The organism is Streptomyces sp. NPDC002817, assembly GCF_053592055.1.
In genome coordinates this window covers 1-21,220 of record NZ_JBSFUY010000031.1, presented here as the reverse complement: position 1 = coordinate 21,220, position 21,220 = coordinate 1, and the positions used below count along the sequence as shown (strand labels likewise).

Below are 21,220 nucleotides of genomic sequence, written 5' to 3'. Positions count from 1 at the left end.
CGGGTTCTTGAACGGGGGGCAGTCCTCATCCCGCGGTCGGTGATGCCTCACAACTCGAACAATTCCAGGGGGAATTATGTCTGCACTCGGTAGGAACCTGACTCGTCTCGCCGTCGCCGCCTCGGCCGTTGCCGCGATGGGGGTCGCCGTGCCGAGCACCCCGGCCGCCGCCGCTTCCGCGACGCTCTGCGGCGCCGGGTACGAGTTCACCGACGCCAAGGCGCTGCCGAGCGCCACGACGCGCTACGCGACGCTGTTCTTCTACATGAAGGGCAACAGCGCCTGCGCGATCCTCGACAACAACACGGGCGGCGCCGCCAACTACATGGACCTGCAGATCTGGCCGGGTGACAACAAGTCGGCCGGCGACCGCGACTACGGCAACTTCTCGGAGTACGCGGGCCCGGTGCGCAGCAGCACGCTCGCGTCCGGTGGCCGCTGCGTGGGCATCTCCGCGCTGATGAAGAACGATGCGGGCACCTCCAACCTCGTCAACTGGAAGGGCGGCTACGTCTTCGCCGTCGACAACAGCTCGTCCGAGTGTGCCTGACCGGTCCACATCGTCCGACCGCGCCTGAGTGGCTGACCACCCTCCGCTCGGCGCGGTCGGATCCGAACTCGCGAACAAATCGGGGAACTTCAGCCTTGAGACCCAGGCGAAAACTTCACAGACCTCTGGTGGTCATAGCGGCGTGCACCGCGTTGGGCGGTGGCCTGCTGAGCGCCGTTCCGGCGTTCGGCGCGCCGGACACCGGAACCCACTCGACCTCCGCGTCCGGCCCCGCCACGCAAGCCGACCCGGCCTCCGCGACCCCCGGTCCGTCAGGAGCCGGCCGGATCAAGGATCCGGGCCACAAGCTCGGCACCGGATGGAAGTCCTCTTCCGACCGGGCCGTCACGGCCGCCGCTGACGCCGATGGCCTGCACATCCTCGTGGCGGACTCGAAGGACGCGTACGCGTGGAAGACCGCCGCGATCCTCGCCGAGCCCGGGATGCCGGCGGATTCGTGGATCGGCAACCAGTGCCTGATGGACCGGGACCATGCGGCCGTCGTCTACGCGCCGCGTACGTTCACCAACAAGCCCGACCTGTTCCAGGGCGGGGCGTTCACGGCGATCGTCGACACCGGCACGGGCTCGGTCACCAAGCTCGGCTTCACCGCCTCGCTGGCGTACTTCGACCCGACCTGCAACACCTCCGCCCACACGGCTGCTTTCACCGCGTACCGGGACATGAACGACCCGGCCGCGGTGAAGACCCGTGTGGTCACCGTGAACACGGCGGGCAAGCAGCTGACCCAGGCGTCGGTGCGCGGCGAGATCACCTCGGTCGCGCCGGTCACCGGCGGTGCCGTCGGTGCGATCGGCCACCATCTGGTGCGCCTCGGCGACATCGGCCGGAGCGCGTCCGGACAGACCAGCAAGGTGACGTCCGTCGACGCCGTCGCCTTCGACATCCGGCCGCTCGACGCCCGTGGCAAGGAGATCGCGTTCGTCGAGCGCGGCAGCAAGAAGCACACGGCGAAGATCTGGCGCGGGCACGGCAAGCCGGCCACGGTCGCCTCCGGCGCTCCCGGCGCGATCGACCTCGCGCCCGGCGCTGCCGGCAAGGCGTTTCTGACCGGGAAGACGACCGGTGCCGTGCACACGAAGGGCACGGGCATCACCCGGCTCGACGCGCCCGCCGACTCCGATGTCTCCACGCAGGGCCGACTCGCCGTCGACCCCGTGCTCATGCCCGGAGTACGGGCCGGTCTGGAGCGCATCGAGAACGCCGGCCGCGGCTTCACCAAGGCCCCGCAGACCGAGCAGGGCAACGCGGCGGCCGAGTCCGCCGTGTCGCCGCAGACCTTGGCGAAGACGACATCGGCCACCATCACCTCCACCGCCACGACCACGGGCACCGAGGTGACCCAGCAGGTGGCGCCGCAGACGGCGGCGGGTACCGGGGAGCCCTCGCCCGCCCTGGGCAGCGGCACCAAGCCGGTCACGGAGACCGTGCGGGGCGGGCTGGACACCCAGATGGAACGCACCGCCCTCGCCACCGCCACGGCCTCGGACCCGGAGCACGACCCGACCGACCCGGACCGCTGGTGCTCGGTCTCCCGCAACGACGTCAAGGTGCAGGCGCTCCAGCCGACCCCCAACCAGGTCGAGTGGGCCGCCGACATGGCCGTGCGCGGCAACCTCACTTCCTCGTGGATCCGACAGGGCGGCTACCGGGACCAGGCCGGTCTCGGCACCGTCGACCCGCAGGGACTCTTCCCCAGGCCGACGCTGAACGCCAAGGCCGGCGCCCAGATTCCGGTCAACGTCCTGCTCGGCATCCTGTCCCAGGAATCGAACCTGTGGCAGGCCGAGTCCGGTGCGATCCCGGGCCAGATGGGCAGCCCGCTCGCCGCGGTGGACGGCTACTACGGCCACAAGGCCGGCGGCACGGTCGCCGACTTCTGGAACATCCACTGGGACAAGTCCGACTGCGGCTACGGCGTAGGCCAGGTCACCGACGGCATGCGCATGGCGGGCCACGAGAAGAAGGACGAGACGGCGCTCTCCCCCGAGAAGCAGAAGATCGTCTCCGTCGACTACGCGAGCAATATCGCCGCGTCGATGAAGATCCTCGCGGACAAGTGGAACGAGGTGCACAAGGCCGGGCAGACGGTCACCGTCAACGACGACGACCCGTCGAGGGTGGAGAACTGGTTCACCGCCGTCTGGAACTACAACCTCGGTTTCAACCCTCCGACCGCTTCGGGCGACGCGTGGGGTCTGGGCTGGTACAACAACCCGGCCAACCCCGTGTACAAGAACGACAACCCGTTCATGGACACCACCGTCGACCCCGACGCCAACCACGACGCGGCACACCCGCAGGACTGGCCGTACGAGGAGAAGGTGATGGGCTGGGCCGCCTGGTCCACGGACACCGGATTCTCCTACGCCACCTCCGGGCGCCAGGACTGGCAGGGCGAGTCCGGGTTCTCCTCGGCGGGCTTCCGCCCCGCCTGGTGGGTCAGCGACGTGCAGCGTGCCATGGTCTCCCCGCCCAAGAGCACCTTCTGCAACAGTCACAACAACTGTGACCCGGGCAGCCCGCCGGACTGCCCGGACGCCGCCTGCTACAAGAAGTACTGGTGGAACCAGTCGAACGCGACGTGGAAGGACGACTGCGCCACGAACTGCGGCCACGAGAACATCAAGTACCAGACGCTCGTGAACGAGCCGGGCCGCGGCTACCGGCTGAAGAACGGCACCCCGGTGTGCAGCGGAGCCCCGTCGGGCGCCACGGTCGTCGCTTCCGTACCCGACGGCACTCCGACCTGGAGCGACTGCGGCTCGGTCAAGTCCGACGGCACGTTCCGCTTCACGTTCTACGCCGACACCCAGGGGCAGTACGAGGCCAAGGCCGACCTGCACCAGATAGGCGGCGGCTACGGCGGTCACTTCTGGTACACGCACACCCGCGACACCGACCATCTGGGCGGCACCACCTCGGGCCCGATGACGATCCGCGGTAGCTGGTCCCCGAACGGCAGCTTCGATCTCGCCCAGGTGTGGGTGCACGTCCCCGACACCGGAGCGCAGGAGAAGCGCGCCCACTACGAGATCACCGGTGCTGTCGGCGGCCCCTACGACCGGTACATCGACCAGAACGGCAACAACAACAAGTGGGTCTCGCTGGGTGCCTTCAAGTTCGACAGCACCCCGAGCGTGTCCCTGTCCAACTACTCGCCCACCGGGTCCGCGGATGCCGACGTCGCCTACGGCGCCGTCGCCTTCCAGCCGGTGCAGGGCACGTTCGTCCACCGCACGCTGACGGCGGCCTCGGTCTTCGACCCCAACCAGGAGCTCAACTCCAACTGGCCGGTCACCGAGCTCAATACGCCCATCCGCTCGATGAAGTCGCTCTACGACTGGGGGATGGAGCTCTCCCACGGAACGGAGGGCGGCCCGCTGTGGGACGGCGCTCCCAGCAACGAGGTGACGGGCAATGGCCTGACGTCGTGGCCGCGCTGCACGACCGAAACGAACAAGGACGAGTGCACGGGTCCCAAGACCTATGACGCCGGCGAGCAGTGGTACCAGAACATCAAGGCCGGCGGATACACGCCGAACTCCGACGGATCGGTGCCGTCGATGTCCATCCCGATATGGATGGGCATGTCGAATTCCCGCCCGAGCATGTCGGCGTCGCCTGGCCAGGCGTTCCAGGACCCCAACAGCTACAAGATCAAGAGCGATGTCGACGTGACGTTCGTGAAGGACAGCACGGGACACATCATCTCGGGCAGCGAGAGCGCGAGCTACGACAACCGAGTCGGCAACGCCCACCTGCCCGTCTTCGTCACCCAACTGATCAAGGGCATCTCGGCTGATTACCACATCCCTGTCCCCGACCTCACCTACACGACCCCCGACGCTCTGGAATACGGGCGCACTTACACCGCCGATCCGCTGGTGGACGGGGACACACCGGGGCAGGCCTACTTCCCGCACCTCAGGGGCGCGCGTCTGAACTCGGACAACACCTGTGTGGATATCCGCGCCGTGGGCGGAGGTGTCCACGGATACCGCGCGATGATCGGCCACAAGTCCATCAACGACAACGTCAAGGACTGGCTCGACAAGGTCGACGCCAGCCCTGACACCAACTTCTCGGTGCGCCGTGTGGCAGGAGACATCTACTCGATGTTCTTCAAGAACTCCGGCGACTGGAACAACAACATGTGGGGCAGCATGATCGGTAACGCTCCGCCGATCTGGCACGACATCGCCGCCGCGTTCTGCGCGGACGGCTCGGTGAAGCCGACGCACCTGCAGACGAACAAGGACGCTGATCCGAGCAACGCCCTGGTGTTCCAGAGCTACATGCCCGATCTGTATGTCTACGTCGACGGGAAGATGACGGACAACCTCGGCCGTACGTCCAGCGGCCGGGTGCACGTCGGGGACTGGAAGAACTTCTCCAACTTCCCCGCCAGTGCTCCCAACGGCAACGGCTTCGCCAGCTGCGATGCCGCCAACAGAGGAAGCGGCGGTAACCCGTGGCGCGTGGACGCACCTGTCCCGGTCTTCGGTGACGGCCCTGGAAACCGGCCGTCGAGCGTCGTTCACTGTGACGATCCGAGCGTGAAGTTCTCCACCAATCTGACGCAGTGACCACGGATGGTTGAATGACGGGGGGCCGGGCCGCAGGCCCGGCCCCCCGTTTTCCGTCCGGGTGATGCCTCGATGAGACACAGAAAGGCACGTCGTGGGAGCGGGGTTCCTGTTCGTATTCGTCCTGCTGTTCCTGTACCTGACCCCCATGACCTTGCTGTGCGTGAAAATAGCCGACAGGAACTCGTGGAAAATGGGACTCGCGTTCGCGAGCGTCCTCATATTCCTCCCGGCCGCACTCATCATGGGCTGGATCCTCGAGGGGACCGGGGTCCTGTGATCCGAAAGGCCGAGGACGCGTGACCGTCGTAGTCGTCGCACTGGCCGCGGCTCTCCTGGCCACTTCGTATGTGTGGCCGTTCGTGCCTTTGGTCATTTACCCGATGCGCAGATGGCGAGGGTTCTGGGCCGCGCTCTACTGCGGTGCGGTCGGTGCGGTCTGCGCGGTGGTGTTCCGTGATCTCCGCTACATGGTCGGCGATTTCTTCGAGCTGTCCGTGGTTTTCGCGCTACTGAGAGCGATCGTCGAGGTGGCCGGGCTCGCGGAGCCGGCGCGCAGGAAGCGTCGAGAGTCCCGGGGTGACACCCCGAGCTGAGGCAAGGGTTTGACCTGCGTCACTCCCGGGGTACGATCCTCGACTTCGATTGGCCAGCCCCCTGCCCCATATGGCAGACTGTCCGAGTTGCTCGGTCGAGTGTTGATGCTGCGCGCCTCCCGCCGGGAGGACCGGAAGCGAGTCCCACAGTACTCGTCGCCCTAACTGCCACACGGCAGCGCTGGGGCGGACGTACGGGAATCTTTCGGGAAGCAAGGTACGGCACAGACCAGGCACCCGGTGGACCTTTCGTCCTCGGCTTGCGGTTCCGGAAGGGCCGTGCTCCCAGACAAGGGGTGCTCGAACAAGGGGCATCTGTGTCAGTAAGAGCGCGACACACCCGACCGCGTGGGTCGGAGGGCGGAAGACAGGAACACCGGGTTCCAGAGCGTTAAACGAGACAAAGGACTACTGAGTAGCCATGGCGGGACAGAAGATCCGCATCCGGCTCAAGGCCTACGACCACGAGGTCATCGACAGCTCGGCGAAGAAGATCGTCGAGACGGTGACGCGTACTGGTGCGTCGGTCGCGGGCCCGGTGCCGCTGCCCACTGAGAAGAACGTGTACTGCGTCATCAAGTCGCCGCACAAGTACAAGGACTCGCGCGAGCACTTCGAGATGCGCACGCACAAGCGCCTGATCGACATTCTCGACCCGACGCCCAAGACCGTTGACTCTTTGATGCGACTCGACCTCCCGGCCGGTGTCGACATCGAGATCAAGCTCTAGGGATCGGTGATCTGAGAATGGCTAAGCAGATCAAGGGCATCCTGGGCGAGAAGCTCGGCATGACGCAGGTGTGGGACGAGAACAACCGTGTTGTTCCGGTCACCGTCGTCAAGGCCGGCCCCAACGTCGTCACCCAGGTCCGCACGAACGACGCCGACGGCTACGAGTCCGTCCAGATCGCGTTCGGCGAGATCGACCCGCGCAAGGTGAACAAGCCCCTCAAGGGCCACTTCGCCAAGGCCGACGTCACTCCCCGCCGCCACCTCGTCGAGATCCGTACCGCTGACGCCAGCGAGTACACCCTCGGCCAGGAGATCACCGCTGAGGTGTTCGAGGCCGGCATCAAGGTCGACGTGACCGGCAAGAGCAAGGGCAAGGGCTTCGCCGGTGTCATGAAGCGTCACAACTTCAAGGGCCTCGGCGCCGGACACGGCACCCAGCGCAAGCACCGCTCTCCCGGTTCCATCGGTGGCTGCGCCACCCCGGGCCGCGTGTTCAAGGGCCTCCGCATGGCGGGTCGCATGGGCAACGAGCGGGTCACCACCCAGAACCTGACCGTCCACGCCGTTGACGCGGAGAAGGGTCTGCTGCTCATCAAGGGCGCTGTCCCCGGTCCGAACGGCGGCCTCGTCCTGGTCCGCACCGCGGCCAAGGGGGCCTGAGGTACCGATGAGCACTGTTGACATCCTTTCGCCTGCCGGCGAGAAGACCGGAAGCGTCGAACTCCCCGCGGAGATCTTCGGCGTGGAGAAGATCAGCATCCCGCTGATCCACCAGGTCGTCGTTGCGCAGAACGCGGCTGCCCGCCAGGGCACGCACAAGACCAAGCGTCGCGGTGAAGTCCGTGGTGGCGGCAAGAAGCCGTACCGCCAGAAGGGCACCGGCCGCGCCCGTCAGGGCTCGACCCGCGCCCCGCAGTTCGCCGGCGGTGGCGTCGTCCACGGCCCGCAGCCGCGTGACTACTCGCAGCGGACCCCGAAGAAGATGAAGGCCGCGGCCCTGCGCCACGCCCTCACCGACCGGGCCCGCAACAACCGCATCCACGTCGTCACCGGCGTGATCGAGGGCGACTCCCCGTCCACGAAGGCCGCTCGCACGCTGTTCGGCAAGATCTCGGAGCGCAAGAACCTGCTCCTGGTCGTCGACCGCGCCGACGAGGCCGCGTGGCTGTCCGCCCGCAACCTGCCCCAGATCCACATCCTGGAGCCGGGCCAGCTGAACACGTACGACGTGATCGTCTCGGACGACGTGGTCTTCACCCAGGCCGCTTTCGAGTCCTTCGTCGCCGGCCCGCAGGCCAACGACACCGAAGGGAGCGAGGCCTGATGGCTACGCGTCACCCGAGCATTGCCTCCAAGGCTGCGAAGGCCGCCAAGGCCGCGCGCGTCGCCAAGGCGCGTCGCCACGCCGCCGAGGGCAAGAACACCGTCGTCACCGCGCCCAGCAAGGCGTACACGGACCCCCGTGACGTGCTGCTGAAGCCGGTCGTGTCGGAGAAGAGCTACGCGCTCCTCGACGAGAACAAGTACACGTTCATCGTCGACCCCAACGCCAACAAGACCCAGATCAAGCAGGCCGTCCAGGCGGTCTTCTCGGTCAAGGTCACCGGGGTCAACACGATCAACCGCCAGGGCAAGCGCAAGCGGACCCGCACCGGTTTCGGCCAGCGTGCCGGCACCAAGCGCGCGATCGTGACCCTTGCTGAGGGCGACCGTATCGACATCTTCGGCGGTCCGACCGCGTAAGCGGGTCGGATCGTCCGATATCGGACGAGGACTGAGAAATGGGAATCCGCAAGTACAAGCCGACTACGCCGGGCCGCCGTGGCTCCAGCGTCGCCGACTTCGTCGAGGTCACGCGGTCCACGCCGGAGAAGTCGCTGGTTCGCCCCCTGCACAGCAAGGGCGGCCGTAACAATTCCGGTCGTGTGACCGTTCGCCACCAGGGTGGCGGACACAAGCGCGCCTACCGAGTGATCGACTTCCGTCGTCACGACAAGGACGGCGTGCCGGCGAAGGTCGCGCACATCGAGTACGACCCCAACCGCACCGCGCGCATCGCGCTGCTGCACTACGCGGACGGCGAGAAGCGCTACATCCTCGCCCCGCGCAACCTGCAGCAGGGTGACCGCGTCGAGAACGGTCCCGGGGCCGACATCAAGCCGGGCAACAACCTGGCGCTCCGCAACATCCCGGTCGGTACCACGATCCACGCGATCGAGCTCCGTCCCGGTGGCGGCGCCAAGTTCGCCCGCTCCGCCGGTGCCTCGGTGCAGCTGCTCGCGAAGGAGGGCCAGATGGCCCACCTCCGCATGCCTTCCGGTGAGATCCGCCTGGTCGACGTGCGCTGCCGCGCCACCGTCGGCGAGGTCGGCAACGCCGAGCAGAGCAACATCAACTGGGGCAAGGCCGGCCGTAAGCGCTGGCTGGGCGTTCGCCCGACCGTTCGCGGTGTGGCGATGAACCCGGTCGACCACCCGCACGGTGGTGGTGAGGGCAAGACCTCCGGTGGTCGCCACCCGGTCTCCCCGTGGGGTCAGAAGGAGGGTCGTACTCGTTCGCCGAAGAAGGCTTCGAACAAGTACATCGTCCGCCGCCGCAAGACGAACAAGAAGCGCTAGGAGCGGGTTTAGATGCCGCGGAGTCTCAAGAAGGGGCCCTTCGTCGACGACCACCTGATCAAGAAGGTGGACGCCCAGAACGAAGCTGGCACCAAGAACGTCATCAAGACCTGGTCCCGTCGCTCCATGATCGTGCCGGCCATGCTCGGCCACACGCTCGCGGTGCACAACGGCAAGACCCACATCCCGGTGTTCGTCACCGAGTCGATGGTCGGTCACAAGCTCGGCGAGTTCTCGCCGACTCGTACCTTCCGGGGTCACGTCAAGGACGACCGGAAGTCGAAGCGCCGCTAGTAGCGGATCGCATTCAGACACGTAAGTAACTGAGAGGGACAACCATGGAAGCCAGGGCCCAGGCGCGGTACATCCGCGTTACGCCCATGAAGGCCCGCCGCGTGGTGGACCTTATCCGTGGCATGGATGCCACGGAGGCTCAGGCTGTTCTGCGATTCGCTCCGCAGGCAGCCTCAGTGCCCGTCGGCAAGGTGCTCGACAGCGCCATCGCCAACGCCGCGCACAACTACGACCACACCGACGCCGACAGCCTCGTCATCTCGGAGGCGTACGTCGACGAGGGCCCGACCCTGAAGCGGTTCCGTCCGCGCGCCCAGGGCCGTGCCTACCGGATCCGCAAGCGGACCAGCCACATCACCGTGGTCGTCAGCAGCAAGGAAGGAACCCGGTAATGGGCCAGAAGGTAAACCCGCACGGGTTCCGGCTCGGTGTCACCACGGACTTCAAGTCCCGGTGGTACGCCGACAAGCTGTACAAGGACTACGTCAAGGAAGACGTCGCCATCCGTCGGATGATGACGTCCGGCATGGAGCGCGCCGGCATCTCGAAGGTGGAGATCGAGCGCACCCGTGACCGTGTCCGTGTGGACATCCACACCGCGCGTCCGGGCATCGTCATCGGCCGCCGTGGCGCCGAGGCCGACCGCATCCGCGGTGACCTCGAGAAGCTCACGGGCAAGCAGGTCCAGCTGAACATCCTCGAGGTCAAGAACCCCGAGACGGACGCTCAGCTGGTTGCTCAGGCCGTTGCCGAGCAGCTCTCCTCCCGCGTCTCCTTCCGTCGGGCCATGCGTAAGAGCATGCAGTCCGCCATGAAGGCCGGCGCCAAGGGCATCAAGATCCAGTGCGGCGGTCGCCTCGGCGGCGCCGAGATGTCCCGCTCGGAGTTCTACCGCGAGGGCCGTGTGCCCCTGCACACGCTCCGCGCGAACGTGGACTACGGCTTCTTCGAGGCCAAGACGACCTTCGGCCGCATCGGTGTGAAGGTCTGGATCTACAAGGGCGATGTCAAGAACATCGCCGAGGTCCGCGCCGAGAACGCCGCGGCCCGTGCGGGTAACCGCCCGGCCCGTGGTGGTGCCGGTGGCGGCGACCGCCCGGCCCGTGGTGGTCGTGGTGGCGAGCGTGGCGGCCGCGGCCGCAAGCCGCAGCAGGCTCCCGCTGCCGAGGCCCCCAAGGCCGAGGCTCCGGCGGCTGCCGCTCCGGCTGAGAGCACCGGAACGGAGGCCTGACCGACATGCTGATCCCCCGTAGGGTCAAGCACCGCAAGCAGCACCACCCGAAGCGCCGTGGTCAGGCCAAGGGCGGTACGACGGTCGCGTTCGGCGAGTACGGCATTCAGGCCCTCACGCCGGCGTACGTGACCAACCGCCAGATCGAGGCGGCCCGTATCGCGATGACCCGCCACATCAAGCGTGGCGGCAAGGTCTGGATCAACATCTACCCGGACCGCCCGCTGACGAAGAAGCCTGCCGAGACCCGCATGGGTTCCGGTAAGGGTTCTCCCGAGTGGTGGATCGCGAACGTGCACCCGGGCCGGGTCATGTTCGAACTGTCCTACCCCAACGAGAAGATCGCCCGTGAGGCCCTGACTCGCGCAGCCCACAAGCTGCCGATGAAGTGCCGGATCGTCAAGCGCGAGGCAGGTGAAGCGTGATGTCGGCCGGTACCAAGGCGTCCGAGCTGCGCGAACTGGGTGACGAGGAGCTTCTCAACAAGCTCCGCGAAGCCAAGGAAGAGCTGTTCAACCTCCGCTTCCAGGCGGCGACGGGTCAGCTCGAGAACCACGGTCGGCTCAAGGCCGTCCGTAAGGACATCGCGCGGATCTACACCCTGATGCGTGAGCGCGAGCTGGGCATCGAGACGGTGGAGAGCGCCTGATGAGTGAGAGCAACGTGACTGAGCAGACTGCAGAGGCCCGCGGCTTCCGCAAGACCCGTGAGGGTCTCGTCGTCAGCGACAAGATGGACAAGACCGTCGTCGTCGCCGTCGAGGACCGCGTCAAGCACGCGCTGTACGGCAAGGTCATCCGCCGTACGAACAAGCTCAAGGCGCACGACGAGCAGAACGCCGCCGGCGTCGGCGACCGTGTCCTCCTCGCGGAGACCCGGCCGCTGTCCGCCACGAAGCGGTGGCGCGTCGTCGAGATCCTCGAGAAGGCCAAGTAATTTCCTGCGGGGGTAATCCCGCAGGTCAGTTCCGCCAGGCTCGGCAGGGGTTCCGTCACGGAACCCCTGCCGGGAACCGGCAGACAAACAGGAGATAGACGTGATCCAGCAGGAGTCGCGACTGCGTGTCGCCGACAACACTGGTGCGAAGGAAATCCTTTGCATCCGTGTGCTCGGTGGCTCCGGTCGCCGCTACGCGGGCATCGGTGACGTCATCGTCGCCACCGTCAAGGACGCGATCCCCGGCGGCAACGTGAAGAAGGGTGACGTCATCAAGGCGGTCATCGTTCGCACCGTCAAGGAGCGTCGCCGTCCCGACGGCTCGTACATCCGCTTCGACGAGAACGCCGCTGTCATTCTCAAGAACGACGGCGACCCTCGTGGCACCCGTATCTTCGGCCCGGTGGGCCGGGAGCTGCGCGAGAAGAAGTTCATGAAGATCATCTCGCTCGCGCCGGAGGTGCTGTAAGCATGAAGATCAAGAAGGGCGACCTGGTCCAGGTCATCACCGGTAAGGACAAGGGCAAGCAGGGCAAGGTCATTGCCGCTTACCCGAGCGACGAGCGCGTCCTGGTCGAGGGTGTCAACCGGGTCAAGAAGCACACCAAGGCCGGCCCGACCGCCAAGGGTTCGCAGGCCGGTGGCATCGTCACGACCGAGGCGCCGATCCACGTCTCCAACGTCCAGCTGGTCGTTGAGAAGGACGGCAACAAGGTCGTCACGCGTGTCGGTTACCGCTTCGACGACGAGGGCAACAAGGTTCGCGTTGCCAAGCGGACGGGTGAGGACATCTGATGGCTACCACCACGACTCCGCGTCTCAAGACGAAGTACCGCGAGGAGATCGCGGGCAAGCTGCGTGAGGAGTTCTCCTACGAGAACGTCATGCAGATCCCCGGCCTCGTCAAGATCGTGGTCAACATGGGTGTGGGCGACGCCGCCCGCGACTCCAAGCTGATCGAGGGCGCCATCCGCGACCTCACCACGATCACCGGTCAGAAGCCGGCCGTCACCAAGGCCCGCAAGTCCATCGCGCAGTTCAAGCTGCGTGAGGGTCAGCCGATCGGTGCCCACGTCACGCTCCGTGGCGACCGCATGTGGGAGTTCCTGGACCGCACCCTGTCGCTGGCGCTTCCGCGCATCCGCGACTTCCGTGGTCTGTCCCCCAAGCAGTTCGACGGCCGTGGCAACTACACCTTCGGTCTCACGGAGCAGGTCATGTTCCACGAGATCGACCAGGACAAGATCGACCGTACCCGGGGTATGGACATCACCGTGGTGACCACGGCGACCAACGACGCTGAGGGCCGTGCTCTCCTTCGTCACCTCGGCTTCCCCTTCAAGGAGGCGTGAGCGAGATGGCGAAGAAGGCTCTGATTGCCAAGGCTGCTCGCAAGCCCAAGTTCGGTGTGCGTGCGTACACCCGCTGCCAGCGCTGCGGCCGTCCGCACTCCGTGTACCGCAAGTTCGGCCTGTGCCGCGTGTGCCTTCGTGAGATGGCTCACCGTGGCGAGCTGCCGGGCGTGACCAAGAGCTCCTGGTAGTCCCCGCTTTTAGGGACTCCAAGGGCTCTCGGTAAGCACTGGGCGTGTCAGGCGCCCTCCTCTCCATGGCTTAGGCTAGGAGGGTTGGGCGCCTGATGGTCGCCCGTACGACTTACTACGCCGTAGGTCCACCGCACCGCACCCGCCTCGTCTCGGATCGAGGAGAGGGATGGCGCACCAGGAAACCCCGGCGAGAGAGGCCGAAGGCCAATTCATGACCATGACTGATCCGATCGCAGACATGCTTACGCGTCTGCGGAACGCGAACTCGGCGTACCACGACTCTGTGACGATGCCGGCGTCCAAGATCAAGTCTCACATCGCGGAGATCCTCCAGCAGGAGGGCTTCATCACGGGCTGGAAGGTCGAGGACGCCGAGGTCGGCAAGAACCTCGTCCTCGAGCTGAAGTTCGGCCCGAACCGTGAGCGCTCCATCGCGGGCATCAAGCGGATCTCCAAGCCCGGTCTCCGGGTTTACGCGAAGTCCACCTCCCTGCCCAAGGTGCTGGGTGGCCTCGGCGTGGCGATCATCTCCACGTCCCACGGGCTCCTCACCGACAAGCAGGCCGGCAAGAAGGGCGTAGGCGGAGAAGTTCTCGCCTACGTCTGGTAGCGGAAGGGAACGGAGGAAACAGCTATGTCGCGCATTGGCAAGCTCCCCATCACGGTTCCCGCCGGCGTGGACGTCACCATCGACGGCCGTACGGTTTCGGTGAAGGGCCCCAAGGGCTCTCTCTCCCACACCGTCGCTGCGCCGATCGACATCGCCAAGGGTGAGGACGGCGTGCTCAGCGTCACCCGCCCCAACGACGAGCGTCAGAACAAGGCCCTGCACGGCCTGTCCCGCACGCTGGTGGCGAACATGATCACCGGCGTGACCCAGGGTTACGTGAAGAAGCTCGAGATCAGCGGTGTCGGTTACCGCGTTACGGCCAAGGGATCGAACCTCGAGTTCGCTCTGGGCTACAGCCACCCGATCACCGTCGAAGCCCCCGAGGGCATCACCTTCAAGGTTGAGAACCCGACCCGTTTCTCGGTCGAGGGCATCGACAAGCAGAAGGTCGGCGAGGTTGCGGCCAACATCCGCAAGCTGCGCAAGCCCGACCCGTACAAGGCCAAGGGCGTCAAGTACGAGGGCGAAGTCATCCGCCGCAAGGTCGGAAAGGCGGGTAAGTAAGCCATGGCATACGGACAGAAGATCCTTAAGGGCGACGCCTACAAGCGCGCCGCGATCAAGCGCCGTCACATTCGTATCCGCAAGCACATCTCGGGTACGGCTGAGCGGCCGCGTCTCGTTGTGACGCGCTCGAACCGCCACATCGTGGCCCAGGTCATCGACGACATCAAGGGTCACACCCTGGCGTCGGCGTCGACCCTGGACACCTCGATCCGCGGTGCCGAGGGCGACAAGTCCGCGCAGGCGAAGTCGGTCGGCGCCCTGGTCGCCGAGCGCGCCAAGGCTGCGGGCGTCGAGGCTGTCGTATTCGACCGTGGTGGCAACCAGTACGCCGGGCGCATTGCCGCCCTGGCGGACGCCGCCCGCGAAGCCGGGCTCAAGTTCTGAGCCGCTTCCGTAGCTAGCGGAAACAGAGAGAGGTAATTCCAATGGCTGGACCCCAGCGCCGCGGTGGCGGTGCCGGTGGCGGCGAGCGGCGGGACCGGAAGGGCCGTGACGGCGGCGCAGCTGCCGCCGAGAAGACCGCTTACGTTGAGCGCGTTGTCGCGATCAACCGTGTCGCCAAGGTTGTGAAGGGTGGTCGTCGCTTCAGCTTCACTGCGCTCGTCGTAGTGGGCGATGGCGATGGCACCGTCGGTGTCGGTTACGGCAAGGCCAAGGAGGTGCCGGCCGCGATCGCCAAGGGTGTTGAAGAGGCCAAGAAGCACTTCTTCAAGGTCCCCCGTATCCAGGGCACCATCCCGCACCCGATCACGGGCGAGAAGGCCGCGGGCGTCGTCCTGCTCAAGCCTGCTTCCCCCGGTACCGGCGTTATCGCCGGTGGCCCGGTGCGTGCCGTGCTCGAGTGCGCCGGCGTGCACGACATCCTGTCGAAGTCGCTCGGCTCGTCGAACGCGATCAACATCGTGCACGCGACCGTGGAGGCCCTGAAGGGTCTGCAGCGTCCCGAGGAGATCGCGGCTCGCCGTGGTCTGCCCCTCGAGGACGTCGCTCCCGCGGCTCTGCTGCGTGCGCGTGCCGGGGCCGGTGCTGCGTAATGGCACAGCTCAAGATCACGCAGACGAAGTCGTACATCGGCAGCAAGCAGAACCACCGTGACACCCTGCGTTCCCTTGGTCTCAAGGGCATCAACTCGCAGGTCGTCAAGGAGGACCGCCCCGAGTTCCGCGGCATGGTGCACACCGTCCGCCACCTCGTGTCGGTCGAGGAGGTCGACTGATCATGGCGGAGAACAACCCGCTCAAGATCCACAACCTCCGTCCCGCCCCGGGCGCCAAGACCGCCAAGACCCGTGTGGGTCGTGGTGAGGCGTCGAAGGGTAAGACGGCTGGTCGTGGTACCAAGGGCACGAAGGCCCGTTACCAGGTTCCGGAGCGCTTCGAGGGCGGGCAGATGCCCCTCCACATGCGTCTTCCGAAGCTCAAGGGCTTCAAGAACCCGTTCAAGGTCGAGTTCCAGGTCGTGAACCTCGACAAGCTGGCCGCTCTCTACCCCGAGGGTGGCGAGGTCACCGTCGAGGGTCTGGTGGCCAAGGGTGCCGTTCGCAAGAACAGCCTCGTCAAGGTCCTCGGTCAGGGTGAGATCACCGTGGCGCTGCAGGTGACGGTCGACGCCGTCTCCGGCTCCGCCAAGGAGAAGATCACCGCGGCCGGCGGCACCGTCACCGAGCTCGTCTGAACACCTCAGGCGTCTCGATGACTTGAGCGATCCCGACCGGGGATACCCCACAAATGGGGTATCCCCGGTTGGTCGTTCCTAGGGTGGCAGTCTCGCCGGTAAGGTGGCCTGCACTGCCAACTTTCACAGGGTGCTGCACCTGGGGCACCTTGAGCGGCAGTTGGCCGTTACGTATTCGTCTGTATCCGTCGAACCTCAAGACCGTCACCCTTGACGCAGTAGCGCGGGGGTCGCAGGAGGCACCGTGCTCACCGCGTTCGCCCGGGCGTTCAAGACGCCCGACCTGCGCAAGAAGCTGCTCTTCACGCTGGGCATCATCGTGGTGTACCGAGTCGGTACCCACGTCCCGATCCCCGGCGTCGACTACAAGTCCGTTCAGCAGTGCGTCGACGAGGCGTCCGCGAACCAGGGCCTCTTCGGTCTGGTCAACATGTTCAGCGGCGGAGCGCTGCTGCAGATCACGATCTTCGCGCTCGGGATCATGCCGTACATCACGGCGAGCATCATCCTTCAGCTGCTGACCGTGGTCATCCCGCGCCTGGAAGCCCTCAAGAAGGAGGGCCAGGCCGGTACCGCGAAGATCACGCAGTACACCCGCTACCTGACCGTGGCGCTCGCCATCCTTCAGGGCACGGGCCTCGTCGCCACCGCCCGCAGTGGTGCGCTGTTCTCCGGCTGCACCGCCGCGTCGTCCATCGTCCCGGACCGCTCGATCTTCTCCACGATCGTCATGGTCATCACCATGACCGCCGGTACGGCCGTCGTGATGTGGCTCGGTGAGCTCATCACCGACCGCGGTATCGGCAACGGCATGTCGATCCTGATGTTCATCTCGATCGCCGCCACCTTCCCGTCGGCGCTGTGGGCCATCAAGAAGCAGGGCACCCTGGCCGACGGCTGGATCGAGTTCGGCACCGTCGTCGCGGTCGGCCTGGTCATGGTCGGTCTGGTGGTCTTCGTCGAGCAGGCTCAGCGCCGTATCCCGGTTCAGTACGCGAAGCGGATGATCGGCCGCCGCGCCTACGGCGGGACGTCCACGTACATCCCGCTGAAGGTGAACCAGGCGGGTGTGATTCCCGTCATCTTCGCGTCGTCGCTGCTGTACATCCCGGCTCTCATCGCGCAGTTCTCGAGCAGCAACTCCGGCTGGAAAACCTGGGTCGAGCAGAATCTGACCAAGGGCGACCACCCGATTTACATCACCATGTACTTCTTGCTGATCGTTTTCTTCGCCTTCTTCTACGTCGCGATCTCCTTCAACCCCGAGGAAGTCGCCGACAACATGAAGAAGTATGGTGGCTTCATCCCGGGCATCCGGGCTGGCCGACCGACCGCTGAGTACCTCTCCTACGTACTCAACCGGATCACCTGGCCGGGTTCGCTGTACTTGGGTCTGATTGCTCTCGTCCCGACGATGGCGTTGGTTGGTTTCGGGGCAAACCAGAACTTCCCGTTCGGCGGGACCAGCATCCTGATCATCGTGGGTGTGGGTCTTGAAACGGTGAAGCAGATCGAGAGCCAGCTCCAGCAGCGCAATTACGAAGGGTTCCTCCGCTGATGCGAATCGTCCTCGTCGGGCCGCCTGGCGCCGGAAAGGGAACGCAGGCCACACGCCTCGCCGAGAAACTGCGTGTCCCGCACATCTCCACGGGCGACCTGTTCCGCGCCAACATCAGCCAGCAGACGGACCTTGGCAAACTCGCGAAGTCCTACATGGACGCCGGCAACCTCGTTCCCGACGAGGTCACCATCGCGATGGCGAAGGACCGTATGGAACAGCCGGACGCCGTGAACGGTTTCCTGCTGGACGGCTTCCCGCGGAACGTCTCACAGGCCGAGGCGTTGGACGAGCTGCTCACCACCGAGGGCATCAAGCTGGACGCGGTGCTGGACCTGGAGGCCCCCGAGGAGGAGGTCGTCAAGCGGATCGCCGGTCGGCGCATCTGCCGTAACGACTCCTCGCACGTCTTCCACGTGACGTACAAGAAGCCGGCCAAGGAAGGCGTCTGTGACGTCTGCGGCGGCGAGCTGTACCAGCGGGACGACGACTCCGAGGCCACCGTCCGCACGCGGCTCGAGGTCTACCACACGCAGACCGAGCCGATCATCGACTACTACAAGTCGCAGGGCCTGGTCGTGACGATCGAGGCCATGGGTCCGGTGGACGAGGTCACCACTCGTGCGCTGGCCGGACTGAAGCGTGAAGGCGACGACCAGTAGTCGTCGTCCTGGTACGGCCGTGGAGTCCCGAGGGACTGCACGGCCGTACTGTTGTGTAGGTAACCGAACCGGCGAGTGACGGAGAGCGCAGGCCCCCATGGTGCAGATCAAGACCCCCGAGCAGATCGCCAAGATGCGTGAGGCGGGACTGGTCGTCGCCGCCATCCACGCGGCCACGCGGGAGGCCGCTGTGCCGGGGGCGTCCACGAAGGACCTGGACGAGGTCGCGCGCAAGGTGCTCGCCGAGCACGGGGCGAAGTCGAACTTCCTGGGGTACGGCGGGTTCCCGGCGACGATCTGCACCTCCGTGAACGAGGTCGTGGTCCACGGCATCCCGTCCGACGACGTGGTCCTGGCGGACGGCGACATCATCTCCATCGACTGCGGCGCGATCGTCGACGGCTGGCACGGTGACGCGGCCTACACGGCCTTCGTGGGGTCCGGTCACGCTCCGGAGCTCCTTGAGCTGTCCCGGGTGACGGAAGAGTCCATGTGGGCCGGTATCGCCGCGATGAAGCAGGGCAACCGGCTGGTGGACGTGTCGAAGGCCATCGAGACGTACATCCGCCGTCAGCCGAAGGCCGGCGGCGGGCGCTACGGGATCATCGAGGACTACGGCGGCCACGGCATCGGCACCGAGATGCACATGGACCCGCACCTGCTGAACTACGTCGACCGGCGGCGGGGAAAGGGGCCGAAGCTGGTTCCCGGGTTCTGCCTCGCGATCGAGCCGATGGTGTCGCTGGGTACGCCCAGGACCGAGGTCCTCTCCGACGACTGGACCGTGATCACGACGGACGGTACGTGGTCTTCGCACTGGGAGCACTCCGTCGCGTTGACCGTGGACGGTCCGCTGGTGCTCACCGCTCCCGACGGGGGCAAGGCGAAGCTGGCGGAGTACGGCGTAGTCGCCGCTCCGGATCCGCTGGCCTGAACGCCTTCCGGGGAGGGCGGTTCTGTCGTCGGGCGACTGTGGGTGAGTCGGGGCTGATCGAGCCCACGCGGCGGAGCCGCATATCGACACAGCCCCGCGCCCTGACGGGCGTTGTCGCCCCCGCGTGCTTAAAGATCTCCCCTCCCGGGCATTCTTCCTCGATTCGTCTTTCCGGGTGTGCTGACGTAGACTGACTCGTCGGCTCTCGTGCACCCGCATGCCTGCATGCGCTCGTACAGAGTCGATCAAGGTAGTCGATTCGAAGGGCGAAGCGTGGCCAAGAAGCAAGGTGCCATCGAGATCGAGGGCACTGTCGTCGAGTCTCTTCCGAACGCCATGTTCAAGGTCGAGCTCCAGAACGGCCACCAGGTCCTGGCACACATCAGCGGCAAGATGCGTATGCACTACATCCGTATCCTCCCTGACGACCGGGTCGTGGTGGAGTTGTCTCCGTACGACCTGACGCGTGGCCGGATCGTCTACCGCTACAAGTAGATCTTGCCCGCATCCCGTTTCGGCGGGGTGGTGGCACTGACCCGGAGAACCTCACTAATGAAGGTCAAGCCGAGCGTCAAGAAGATCTGCGACAAGTGCAGGGTGATCCGCCGTCACGGTCGGGTCATGGTCATCTGCGAGAACCCGCGCCACAAGCAGCGCCAGGGCTGACGCACGACCTTTCCCTCTGCATCGATATCGCAGAGATTCGCGCGACGCGAGCTGAATTTGTTCATACGCAGAACCCAGGCACTCCGGTGCCTGACACCCCCGGTTCGGAGGCCGGGGACCCAGTTCGTACCTGGTACGGCGGCTGGGAACCGGTTCTGTGGAAGACCTCCGAAGATCACCAGGAGCCATTGAATGGCACGCGTTTCCGGTGTTGACATCCCGCGCGAAAAGCGCGTGGAGGTCGCCCTGACCTACGTGTTCGGTATCGGCCGTACTCTCTCCCAGCTGACGCTGGCCGAGACCGGCGTCGACCCGAACACCCGCGTTCGCGACCTCTCCGAGGAGCAGCTCGTCGCGATTCGTGAGTACGTCGACAACAACATCAAGACCGAGGGTGACCTCCGTCGCGAGGTCCAGGCCGACATCCGCCGTAAGGTGGAGATCGGCTGCTACCAGGGTCTCCGTCACCGTCGTGGTCTGCCCGTCCGCGGTCAGCGCACCAGCACGAACGCTCGTACCCGCAAGGGCCCGCGTCGCGCCATCGCCGGCAAGAAGAAGCCGGGCAAGAAGTAGTCCTCAGCGGACAACGCTTCATCAGCGGTCTTCGCTGTAGGACCGACCACCTCCCCGTAGGAGTTACTAGATGCCCCCCAAGGGTCGTCAGGGCGCTGCCAAGAAGGTGCGCCGCAAGGAAAAGAAGAACGTCGCTCATGGGCACGCCCACATCAAGAGCACGTTCAACAACACGATCGTCTCGATCACGGACCCCTCGGGCAACGTGATCTCCTGGGCCTCCGCCGGCCACGTCGGCTTCAAGGGCTCGCGCAAGTCCACCCCCTTCGCCGCGCAGATGGCCGCCGAGTCGGCCGCCCGCCGCGCGCAGGAGCACGGCATGCGCAAGGTTGACGTGTTCGTCAAGGGTCCCGGCTCCGGCCGTGAGACCGCGATCCGCTCCCTCCAGGCCACCGGCCTCGAGGTCGGCTCGATCCAGGACGTCACGCCCACCCCGCACAACGGCTGCCGTCCGCCGAAGCGCCGCCGCGTCTGACGCACGGCTGCTTGGTCTGAGGTTTTCGGGCGGTATGACTCTTCGGAGTCGTATCGCCCGTACCCTTGTAACAAATCAGGGCGTCAAATAGCGGGCGCCCCTGACAGAAGGAACGCACCATGCTGATCGCTCAGCGCCCCTCGTTGACCGAAGAGGTCGTCGACGAGTTCCGCTCCCGGTTCGTGATCGAGCCGCTGGAGCCGGGCTTCGGCTACACCCTCGGCAACTCCCTTCGCCGTACCCTCCTGTCGTCGATCCCCGGCGCTGCTGTCACCAGCATCCGCATCGACGGTGTCCTGCACGAGTTCACCACCGTGCCGGGCGTCAAGGAGGACGTCACCGACCTGATCCTCAACATCAAGCAGCTGGTCGTCTCCTCGGAGCACGA

32 protein-coding genes and 1 pseudogene are annotated in these 21,220 nt (G+C 65.9%); all 33 read left to right on the top strand.

From position 1 onward, the window contains the following. Window positions 1–76: 76 nt before the first annotated feature. On the top strand, window positions 77–550 hold the full coding sequence (locus tag ACWD3I_RS38550) for a hypothetical protein (protein ID WP_365412590.1): 474 nt from the start codon (window positions 77–79) through the stop codon (window positions 548–550). A 128-nt stretch (window positions 551–678) separates the two neighbouring features. Beyond that, window positions 679–5,160, top strand: coding sequence for a carbohydrate-binding protein (locus ACWD3I_RS38545; RefSeq protein ID WP_365412592.1), 4,482 nt, complete (start codon window positions 679–681; stop codon window positions 5,158–5,160). A gap of 94 nt (window positions 5,161–5,254) precedes the next feature. Beyond that, complete coding sequence (locus ACWD3I_RS38540; protein ID WP_365412552.1) at window positions 5,255–5,440, top strand: hypothetical protein; 186 nt, start codon at window positions 5,255–5,257, stop codon at window positions 5,438–5,440. Window positions 5,441–5,459: 19 nt separating this feature from the next. Beyond that, window positions 5,460–5,756 (top strand): hypothetical protein, encoded by a 297-nt coding sequence (locus ACWD3I_RS38535; protein WP_365412550.1) that lies wholly within the window; start codon window positions 5,460–5,462, stop codon window positions 5,754–5,756. Window positions 5,757–6,177: 421 nt separating this feature from the next. Continuing rightward, the gene (rpsJ, locus tag ACWD3I_RS38530; RefSeq protein WP_003948644.1) at window positions 6,178–6,486 is read left to right on the top strand and encodes a 30S ribosomal protein S10; all 309 of its coding nucleotides are present in this window, start codon (window positions 6,178–6,180) and stop codon (window positions 6,484–6,486) included. Window positions 6,487–6,503: 17 nt separating this feature from the next. Continuing rightward, a complete protein-coding gene (rplC, locus tag ACWD3I_RS38525; protein WP_007384065.1) occupies window positions 6,504–7,148 on the top strand; it encodes a 50S ribosomal protein L3 in 645 nt (214 codons plus the stop codon). A 7-nt stretch (window positions 7,149–7,155) separates the two neighbouring features. Beyond that, the gene (gene rplD / locus ACWD3I_RS38520; RefSeq protein ID WP_365412547.1) at window positions 7,156–7,812 is read left to right on the top strand and encodes a 50S ribosomal protein L4; all 657 of its coding nucleotides are present in this window, start codon (window positions 7,156–7,158) and stop codon (window positions 7,810–7,812) included. Next, complete coding sequence (gene rplW / locus ACWD3I_RS38515) at window positions 7,812–8,231, top strand: 50S ribosomal protein L23 (RefSeq protein ID WP_046263525.1); 420 nt, start codon at window positions 7,812–7,814, stop codon at window positions 8,229–8,231. The genes rplD and rplW overlap by 1 nt, the downstream gene beginning before the upstream one ends. A gap of 38 nt (window positions 8,232–8,269) precedes the next feature. Then, window positions 8,270–9,106, top strand: coding sequence for a 50S ribosomal protein L2 (gene rplB / locus ACWD3I_RS38510; RefSeq protein ID WP_030046376.1), 837 nt, complete (start codon window positions 8,270–8,272; stop codon window positions 9,104–9,106). A gap of 12 nt (window positions 9,107–9,118) precedes the next feature. Continuing rightward, window positions 9,119–9,400: a 30S ribosomal protein S19 gene (gene rpsS / locus ACWD3I_RS38505; protein WP_003992359.1), complete on the top strand. Its 282-nt coding sequence runs from the start codon at window positions 9,119–9,121 to the stop codon at window positions 9,398–9,400. 44 nt (window positions 9,401–9,444) lie between these two features. Next, window positions 9,445–9,792, top strand: coding sequence for a 50S ribosomal protein L22 (gene rplV, locus ACWD3I_RS38500; RefSeq protein WP_030619142.1), 348 nt, complete (start codon window positions 9,445–9,447; stop codon window positions 9,790–9,792). Then, window positions 9,792–10,631 (top strand): 30S ribosomal protein S3, encoded by an 840-nt coding sequence (gene rpsC / locus ACWD3I_RS38495; protein WP_365412543.1) that lies wholly within the window; start codon window positions 9,792–9,794, stop codon window positions 10,629–10,631. The genes rplV and rpsC overlap by 1 nt, the downstream gene beginning before the upstream one ends. A 5-nt stretch (window positions 10,632–10,636) precedes the next feature. After that, on the top strand, window positions 10,637–11,056 hold the full coding sequence (gene rplP / locus ACWD3I_RS38490; protein WP_004927269.1) for a 50S ribosomal protein L16: 420 nt from the start codon (window positions 10,637–10,639) through the stop codon (window positions 11,054–11,056). After that, window positions 11,056–11,280, top strand: a complete 225-nt coding sequence (gene rpmC, locus ACWD3I_RS38485) for a 50S ribosomal protein L29 (RefSeq protein WP_005481220.1) — start codon at window positions 11,056–11,058, stop codon at window positions 11,278–11,280. The genes rplP and rpmC overlap by 1 nt, the downstream gene beginning before the upstream one ends. Next, a complete protein-coding gene (rpsQ, locus tag ACWD3I_RS38480) occupies window positions 11,280–11,567 on the top strand; it encodes a 30S ribosomal protein S17 (RefSeq protein ID WP_007384073.1) in 288 nt (95 codons plus the stop codon). Before rpmC ends, rpsQ begins: the two co-directional genes overlap by 1 nt. 100 nt (window positions 11,568–11,667) lie before the next feature. Then, a complete protein-coding gene (rplN, locus tag ACWD3I_RS38475) occupies window positions 11,668–12,036 on the top strand; it encodes a 50S ribosomal protein L14 (protein ID WP_003992364.1) in 369 nt (122 codons plus the stop codon). Window positions 12,037–12,038: 2 nt separating this feature from the next. Next, entirely contained in the window at window positions 12,039–12,362 is a 324-nt protein-coding gene (gene rplX, locus ACWD3I_RS38470; RefSeq protein WP_046263522.1) for a 50S ribosomal protein L24, read from the top strand. After that, on the top strand, window positions 12,362–12,919 hold the full coding sequence (gene rplE / locus ACWD3I_RS38465) for a 50S ribosomal protein L5 (RefSeq protein ID WP_003974255.1): 558 nt from the start codon (window positions 12,362–12,364) through the stop codon (window positions 12,917–12,919). Before rplX ends, rplE begins: the two co-directional genes overlap by 1 nt. Before the next feature lie 5 nt (window positions 12,920–12,924). Next, entirely contained in the window at window positions 12,925–13,110 is a 186-nt protein-coding gene (locus tag ACWD3I_RS38460; protein WP_003956452.1) for a type Z 30S ribosomal protein S14, read from the top strand. A 214-nt stretch (window positions 13,111–13,324) separates the two neighbouring features. Next, window positions 13,325–13,723 carry a 30S ribosomal protein S8 gene (rpsH, locus tag ACWD3I_RS38455; RefSeq protein ID WP_013001411.1) on the top strand — a complete coding sequence of 133 codons (399 nt, stop codon included), beginning with the start codon at window positions 13,325–13,327 and terminating at the stop codon, window positions 13,721–13,723. 24 nt (window positions 13,724–13,747) lie between these two features. Then, the gene (gene rplF / locus ACWD3I_RS38450; protein ID WP_046263521.1) at window positions 13,748–14,287 is read left to right on the top strand and encodes a 50S ribosomal protein L6; all 540 of its coding nucleotides are present in this window, start codon (window positions 13,748–13,750) and stop codon (window positions 14,285–14,287) included. Window positions 14,288–14,290: 3 nt separating this feature from the next. Next, window positions 14,291–14,674 carry a 50S ribosomal protein L18 gene (rplR, locus tag ACWD3I_RS38445; RefSeq protein WP_046263520.1) on the top strand — a complete coding sequence of 128 codons (384 nt, stop codon included), beginning with the start codon at window positions 14,291–14,293 and terminating at the stop codon, window positions 14,672–14,674. A 41-nt stretch (window positions 14,675–14,715) separates the two neighbouring features. Further along, complete coding sequence (gene rpsE, locus ACWD3I_RS38440; RefSeq protein ID WP_013001409.1) at window positions 14,716–15,324, top strand: 30S ribosomal protein S5; 609 nt, start codon at window positions 14,716–14,718, stop codon at window positions 15,322–15,324. Beyond that, window positions 15,324–15,506 (top strand): 50S ribosomal protein L30, encoded by a 183-nt coding sequence (rpmD, locus tag ACWD3I_RS38435; protein ID WP_046263519.1) that lies wholly within the window; start codon window positions 15,324–15,326, stop codon window positions 15,504–15,506. Before rpsE ends, rpmD begins: the two co-directional genes overlap by 1 nt. 2 nt (window positions 15,507–15,508) lie before the next feature. Beyond that, complete coding sequence (gene rplO, locus ACWD3I_RS38430) at window positions 15,509–15,964, top strand: 50S ribosomal protein L15 (RefSeq protein ID WP_020941680.1); 456 nt, start codon at window positions 15,509–15,511, stop codon at window positions 15,962–15,964. 244 nt (window positions 15,965–16,208) lie between these two features. Beyond that, complete coding sequence (gene secY, locus ACWD3I_RS38425) at window positions 16,209–17,522, top strand: preprotein translocase subunit SecY (RefSeq protein ID WP_361481027.1); 1,314 nt, start codon at window positions 16,209–16,211, stop codon at window positions 17,520–17,522. After that, complete coding sequence (locus ACWD3I_RS38420) at window positions 17,522–18,184, top strand: adenylate kinase (RefSeq protein ID WP_046263517.1); 663 nt, start codon at window positions 17,522–17,524, stop codon at window positions 18,182–18,184. Before secY ends, ACWD3I_RS38420 begins: the two co-directional genes overlap by 1 nt. A 97-nt stretch (window positions 18,185–18,281) precedes the next feature. Further along, a complete protein-coding gene (gene map, locus ACWD3I_RS38415) occupies window positions 18,282–19,118 on the top strand; it encodes a type I methionyl aminopeptidase (RefSeq protein WP_365412535.1) in 837 nt (278 codons plus the stop codon). A 273-nt stretch (window positions 19,119–19,391) separates the two neighbouring features. Beyond that, on the top strand, window positions 19,392–19,613 hold the full coding sequence (gene infA, locus ACWD3I_RS38410; protein ID WP_003948620.1) for a translation initiation factor IF-1: 222 nt from the start codon (window positions 19,392–19,394) through the stop codon (window positions 19,611–19,613). A gap of 57 nt (window positions 19,614–19,670) precedes the next feature. Further along, the gene (gene rpmJ, locus ACWD3I_RS38405) at window positions 19,671–19,784 is read left to right on the top strand and encodes a 50S ribosomal protein L36 (RefSeq protein WP_003998809.1); all 114 of its coding nucleotides are present in this window, start codon (window positions 19,671–19,673) and stop codon (window positions 19,782–19,784) included. 192 nt (window positions 19,785–19,976) lie between these two features. Beyond that, window positions 19,977–20,357, top strand: a complete 381-nt coding sequence (gene rpsM, locus ACWD3I_RS38400) for a 30S ribosomal protein S13 (RefSeq protein WP_046263515.1) — start codon at window positions 19,977–19,979, stop codon at window positions 20,355–20,357. 70 nt (window positions 20,358–20,427) lie between these two features. After that, window positions 20,428–20,832, top strand: a complete 405-nt coding sequence (rpsK, locus tag ACWD3I_RS38395) for a 30S ribosomal protein S11 (RefSeq protein ID WP_003956432.1) — start codon at window positions 20,428–20,430, stop codon at window positions 20,830–20,832. A gap of 119 nt (window positions 20,833–20,951) precedes the next feature. Continuing rightward, window positions 20,952–21,220: pseudogene (locus ACWD3I_RS38390) on the top strand (DNA-directed RNA polymerase subunit alpha); the annotation flags it as partial.

Coding starts and splice junctions, on each gene's coding strand:
- rplW (WP_046263525.1), top strand. CDS start 7,812: ATGGCTACGCGTCACCCGAGCATTGCCTCCAAGGCTGCGAAGGCCGCC.
- rplE (WP_003974255.1), top strand. CDS start 12,362: ATGGCTACCACCACGACTCCGCGTCTCAAGACGAAGTACCGCGAGGAG.
- rpsM (WP_046263515.1), top strand. CDS start 19,977: ATGGCACGCGTTTCCGGTGTTGACATCCCGCGCGAAAAGCGCGTGGAG.
- rplD (WP_365412547.1), top strand. CDS start 7,156: ATGAGCACTGTTGACATCCTTTCGCCTGCCGGCGAGAAGACCGGAAGC.
- rpsQ (WP_007384073.1), top strand. CDS start 11,280: ATGAGTGAGAGCAACGTGACTGAGCAGACTGCAGAGGCCCGCGGCTTC.
- map (WP_365412535.1), top strand. CDS start 18,282: ATGGTGCAGATCAAGACCCCCGAGCAGATCGCCAAGATGCGTGAGGCG.
- rplR (WP_046263520.1), top strand. CDS start 14,291: ATGGCATACGGACAGAAGATCCTTAAGGGCGACGCCTACAAGCGCGCC.
- rpsC (WP_365412543.1), top strand. CDS start 9,792: ATGGGCCAGAAGGTAAACCCGCACGGGTTCCGGCTCGGTGTCACCACG.
- ACWD3I_RS38420 (WP_046263517.1), top strand. CDS start 17,522: ATGCGAATCGTCCTCGTCGGGCCGCCTGGCGCCGGAAAGGGAACGCAG.
- rplC (WP_007384065.1), top strand. CDS start 6,504: ATGGCTAAGCAGATCAAGGGCATCCTGGGCGAGAAGCTCGGCATGACG.
- rplF (WP_046263521.1), top strand. CDS start 13,748: ATGTCGCGCATTGGCAAGCTCCCCATCACGGTTCCCGCCGGCGTGGAC.
- rplB (WP_030046376.1), top strand. CDS start 8,270: ATGGGAATCCGCAAGTACAAGCCGACTACGCCGGGCCGCCGTGGCTCC.
- rpsS (WP_003992359.1), top strand. CDS start 9,119: ATGCCGCGGAGTCTCAAGAAGGGGCCCTTCGTCGACGACCACCTGATC.
- rpmC (WP_005481220.1), top strand. CDS start 11,056: ATGTCGGCCGGTACCAAGGCGTCCGAGCTGCGCGAACTGGGTGACGAG.
- rpsK (WP_003956432.1), top strand. CDS start 20,428: ATGCCCCCCAAGGGTCGTCAGGGCGCTGCCAAGAAGGTGCGCCGCAAG.
- rplO (WP_020941680.1), top strand. CDS start 15,509: ATGGCGGAGAACAACCCGCTCAAGATCCACAACCTCCGTCCCGCCCCG.
- ACWD3I_RS38550 (WP_365412590.1), top strand. CDS start 77: ATGTCTGCACTCGGTAGGAACCTGACTCGTCTCGCCGTCGCCGCCTCG.
- rplV (WP_030619142.1), top strand. CDS start 9,445: ATGGAAGCCAGGGCCCAGGCGCGGTACATCCGCGTTACGCCCATGAAG.
- rpmJ (WP_003998809.1), top strand. CDS start 19,671: ATGAAGGTCAAGCCGAGCGTCAAGAAGATCTGCGACAAGTGCAGGGTG.
- rpsE (WP_013001409.1), top strand. CDS start 14,716: ATGGCTGGACCCCAGCGCCGCGGTGGCGGTGCCGGTGGCGGCGAGCGG.
- rpsH (WP_013001411.1), top strand. CDS start 13,325: ATGACCATGACTGATCCGATCGCAGACATGCTTACGCGTCTGCGGAAC.
- rpsJ (WP_003948644.1), top strand. CDS start 6,178: ATGGCGGGACAGAAGATCCGCATCCGGCTCAAGGCCTACGACCACGAG.
- rplP (WP_004927269.1), top strand. CDS start 10,637: ATGCTGATCCCCCGTAGGGTCAAGCACCGCAAGCAGCACCACCCGAAG.
- ACWD3I_RS38460 (WP_003956452.1), top strand. CDS start 12,925: ATGGCGAAGAAGGCTCTGATTGCCAAGGCTGCTCGCAAGCCCAAGTTC.
- rpmD (WP_046263519.1), top strand. CDS start 15,324: ATGGCACAGCTCAAGATCACGCAGACGAAGTCGTACATCGGCAGCAAG.
- rplX (WP_046263522.1), top strand. CDS start 12,039: ATGAAGATCAAGAAGGGCGACCTGGTCCAGGTCATCACCGGTAAGGAC.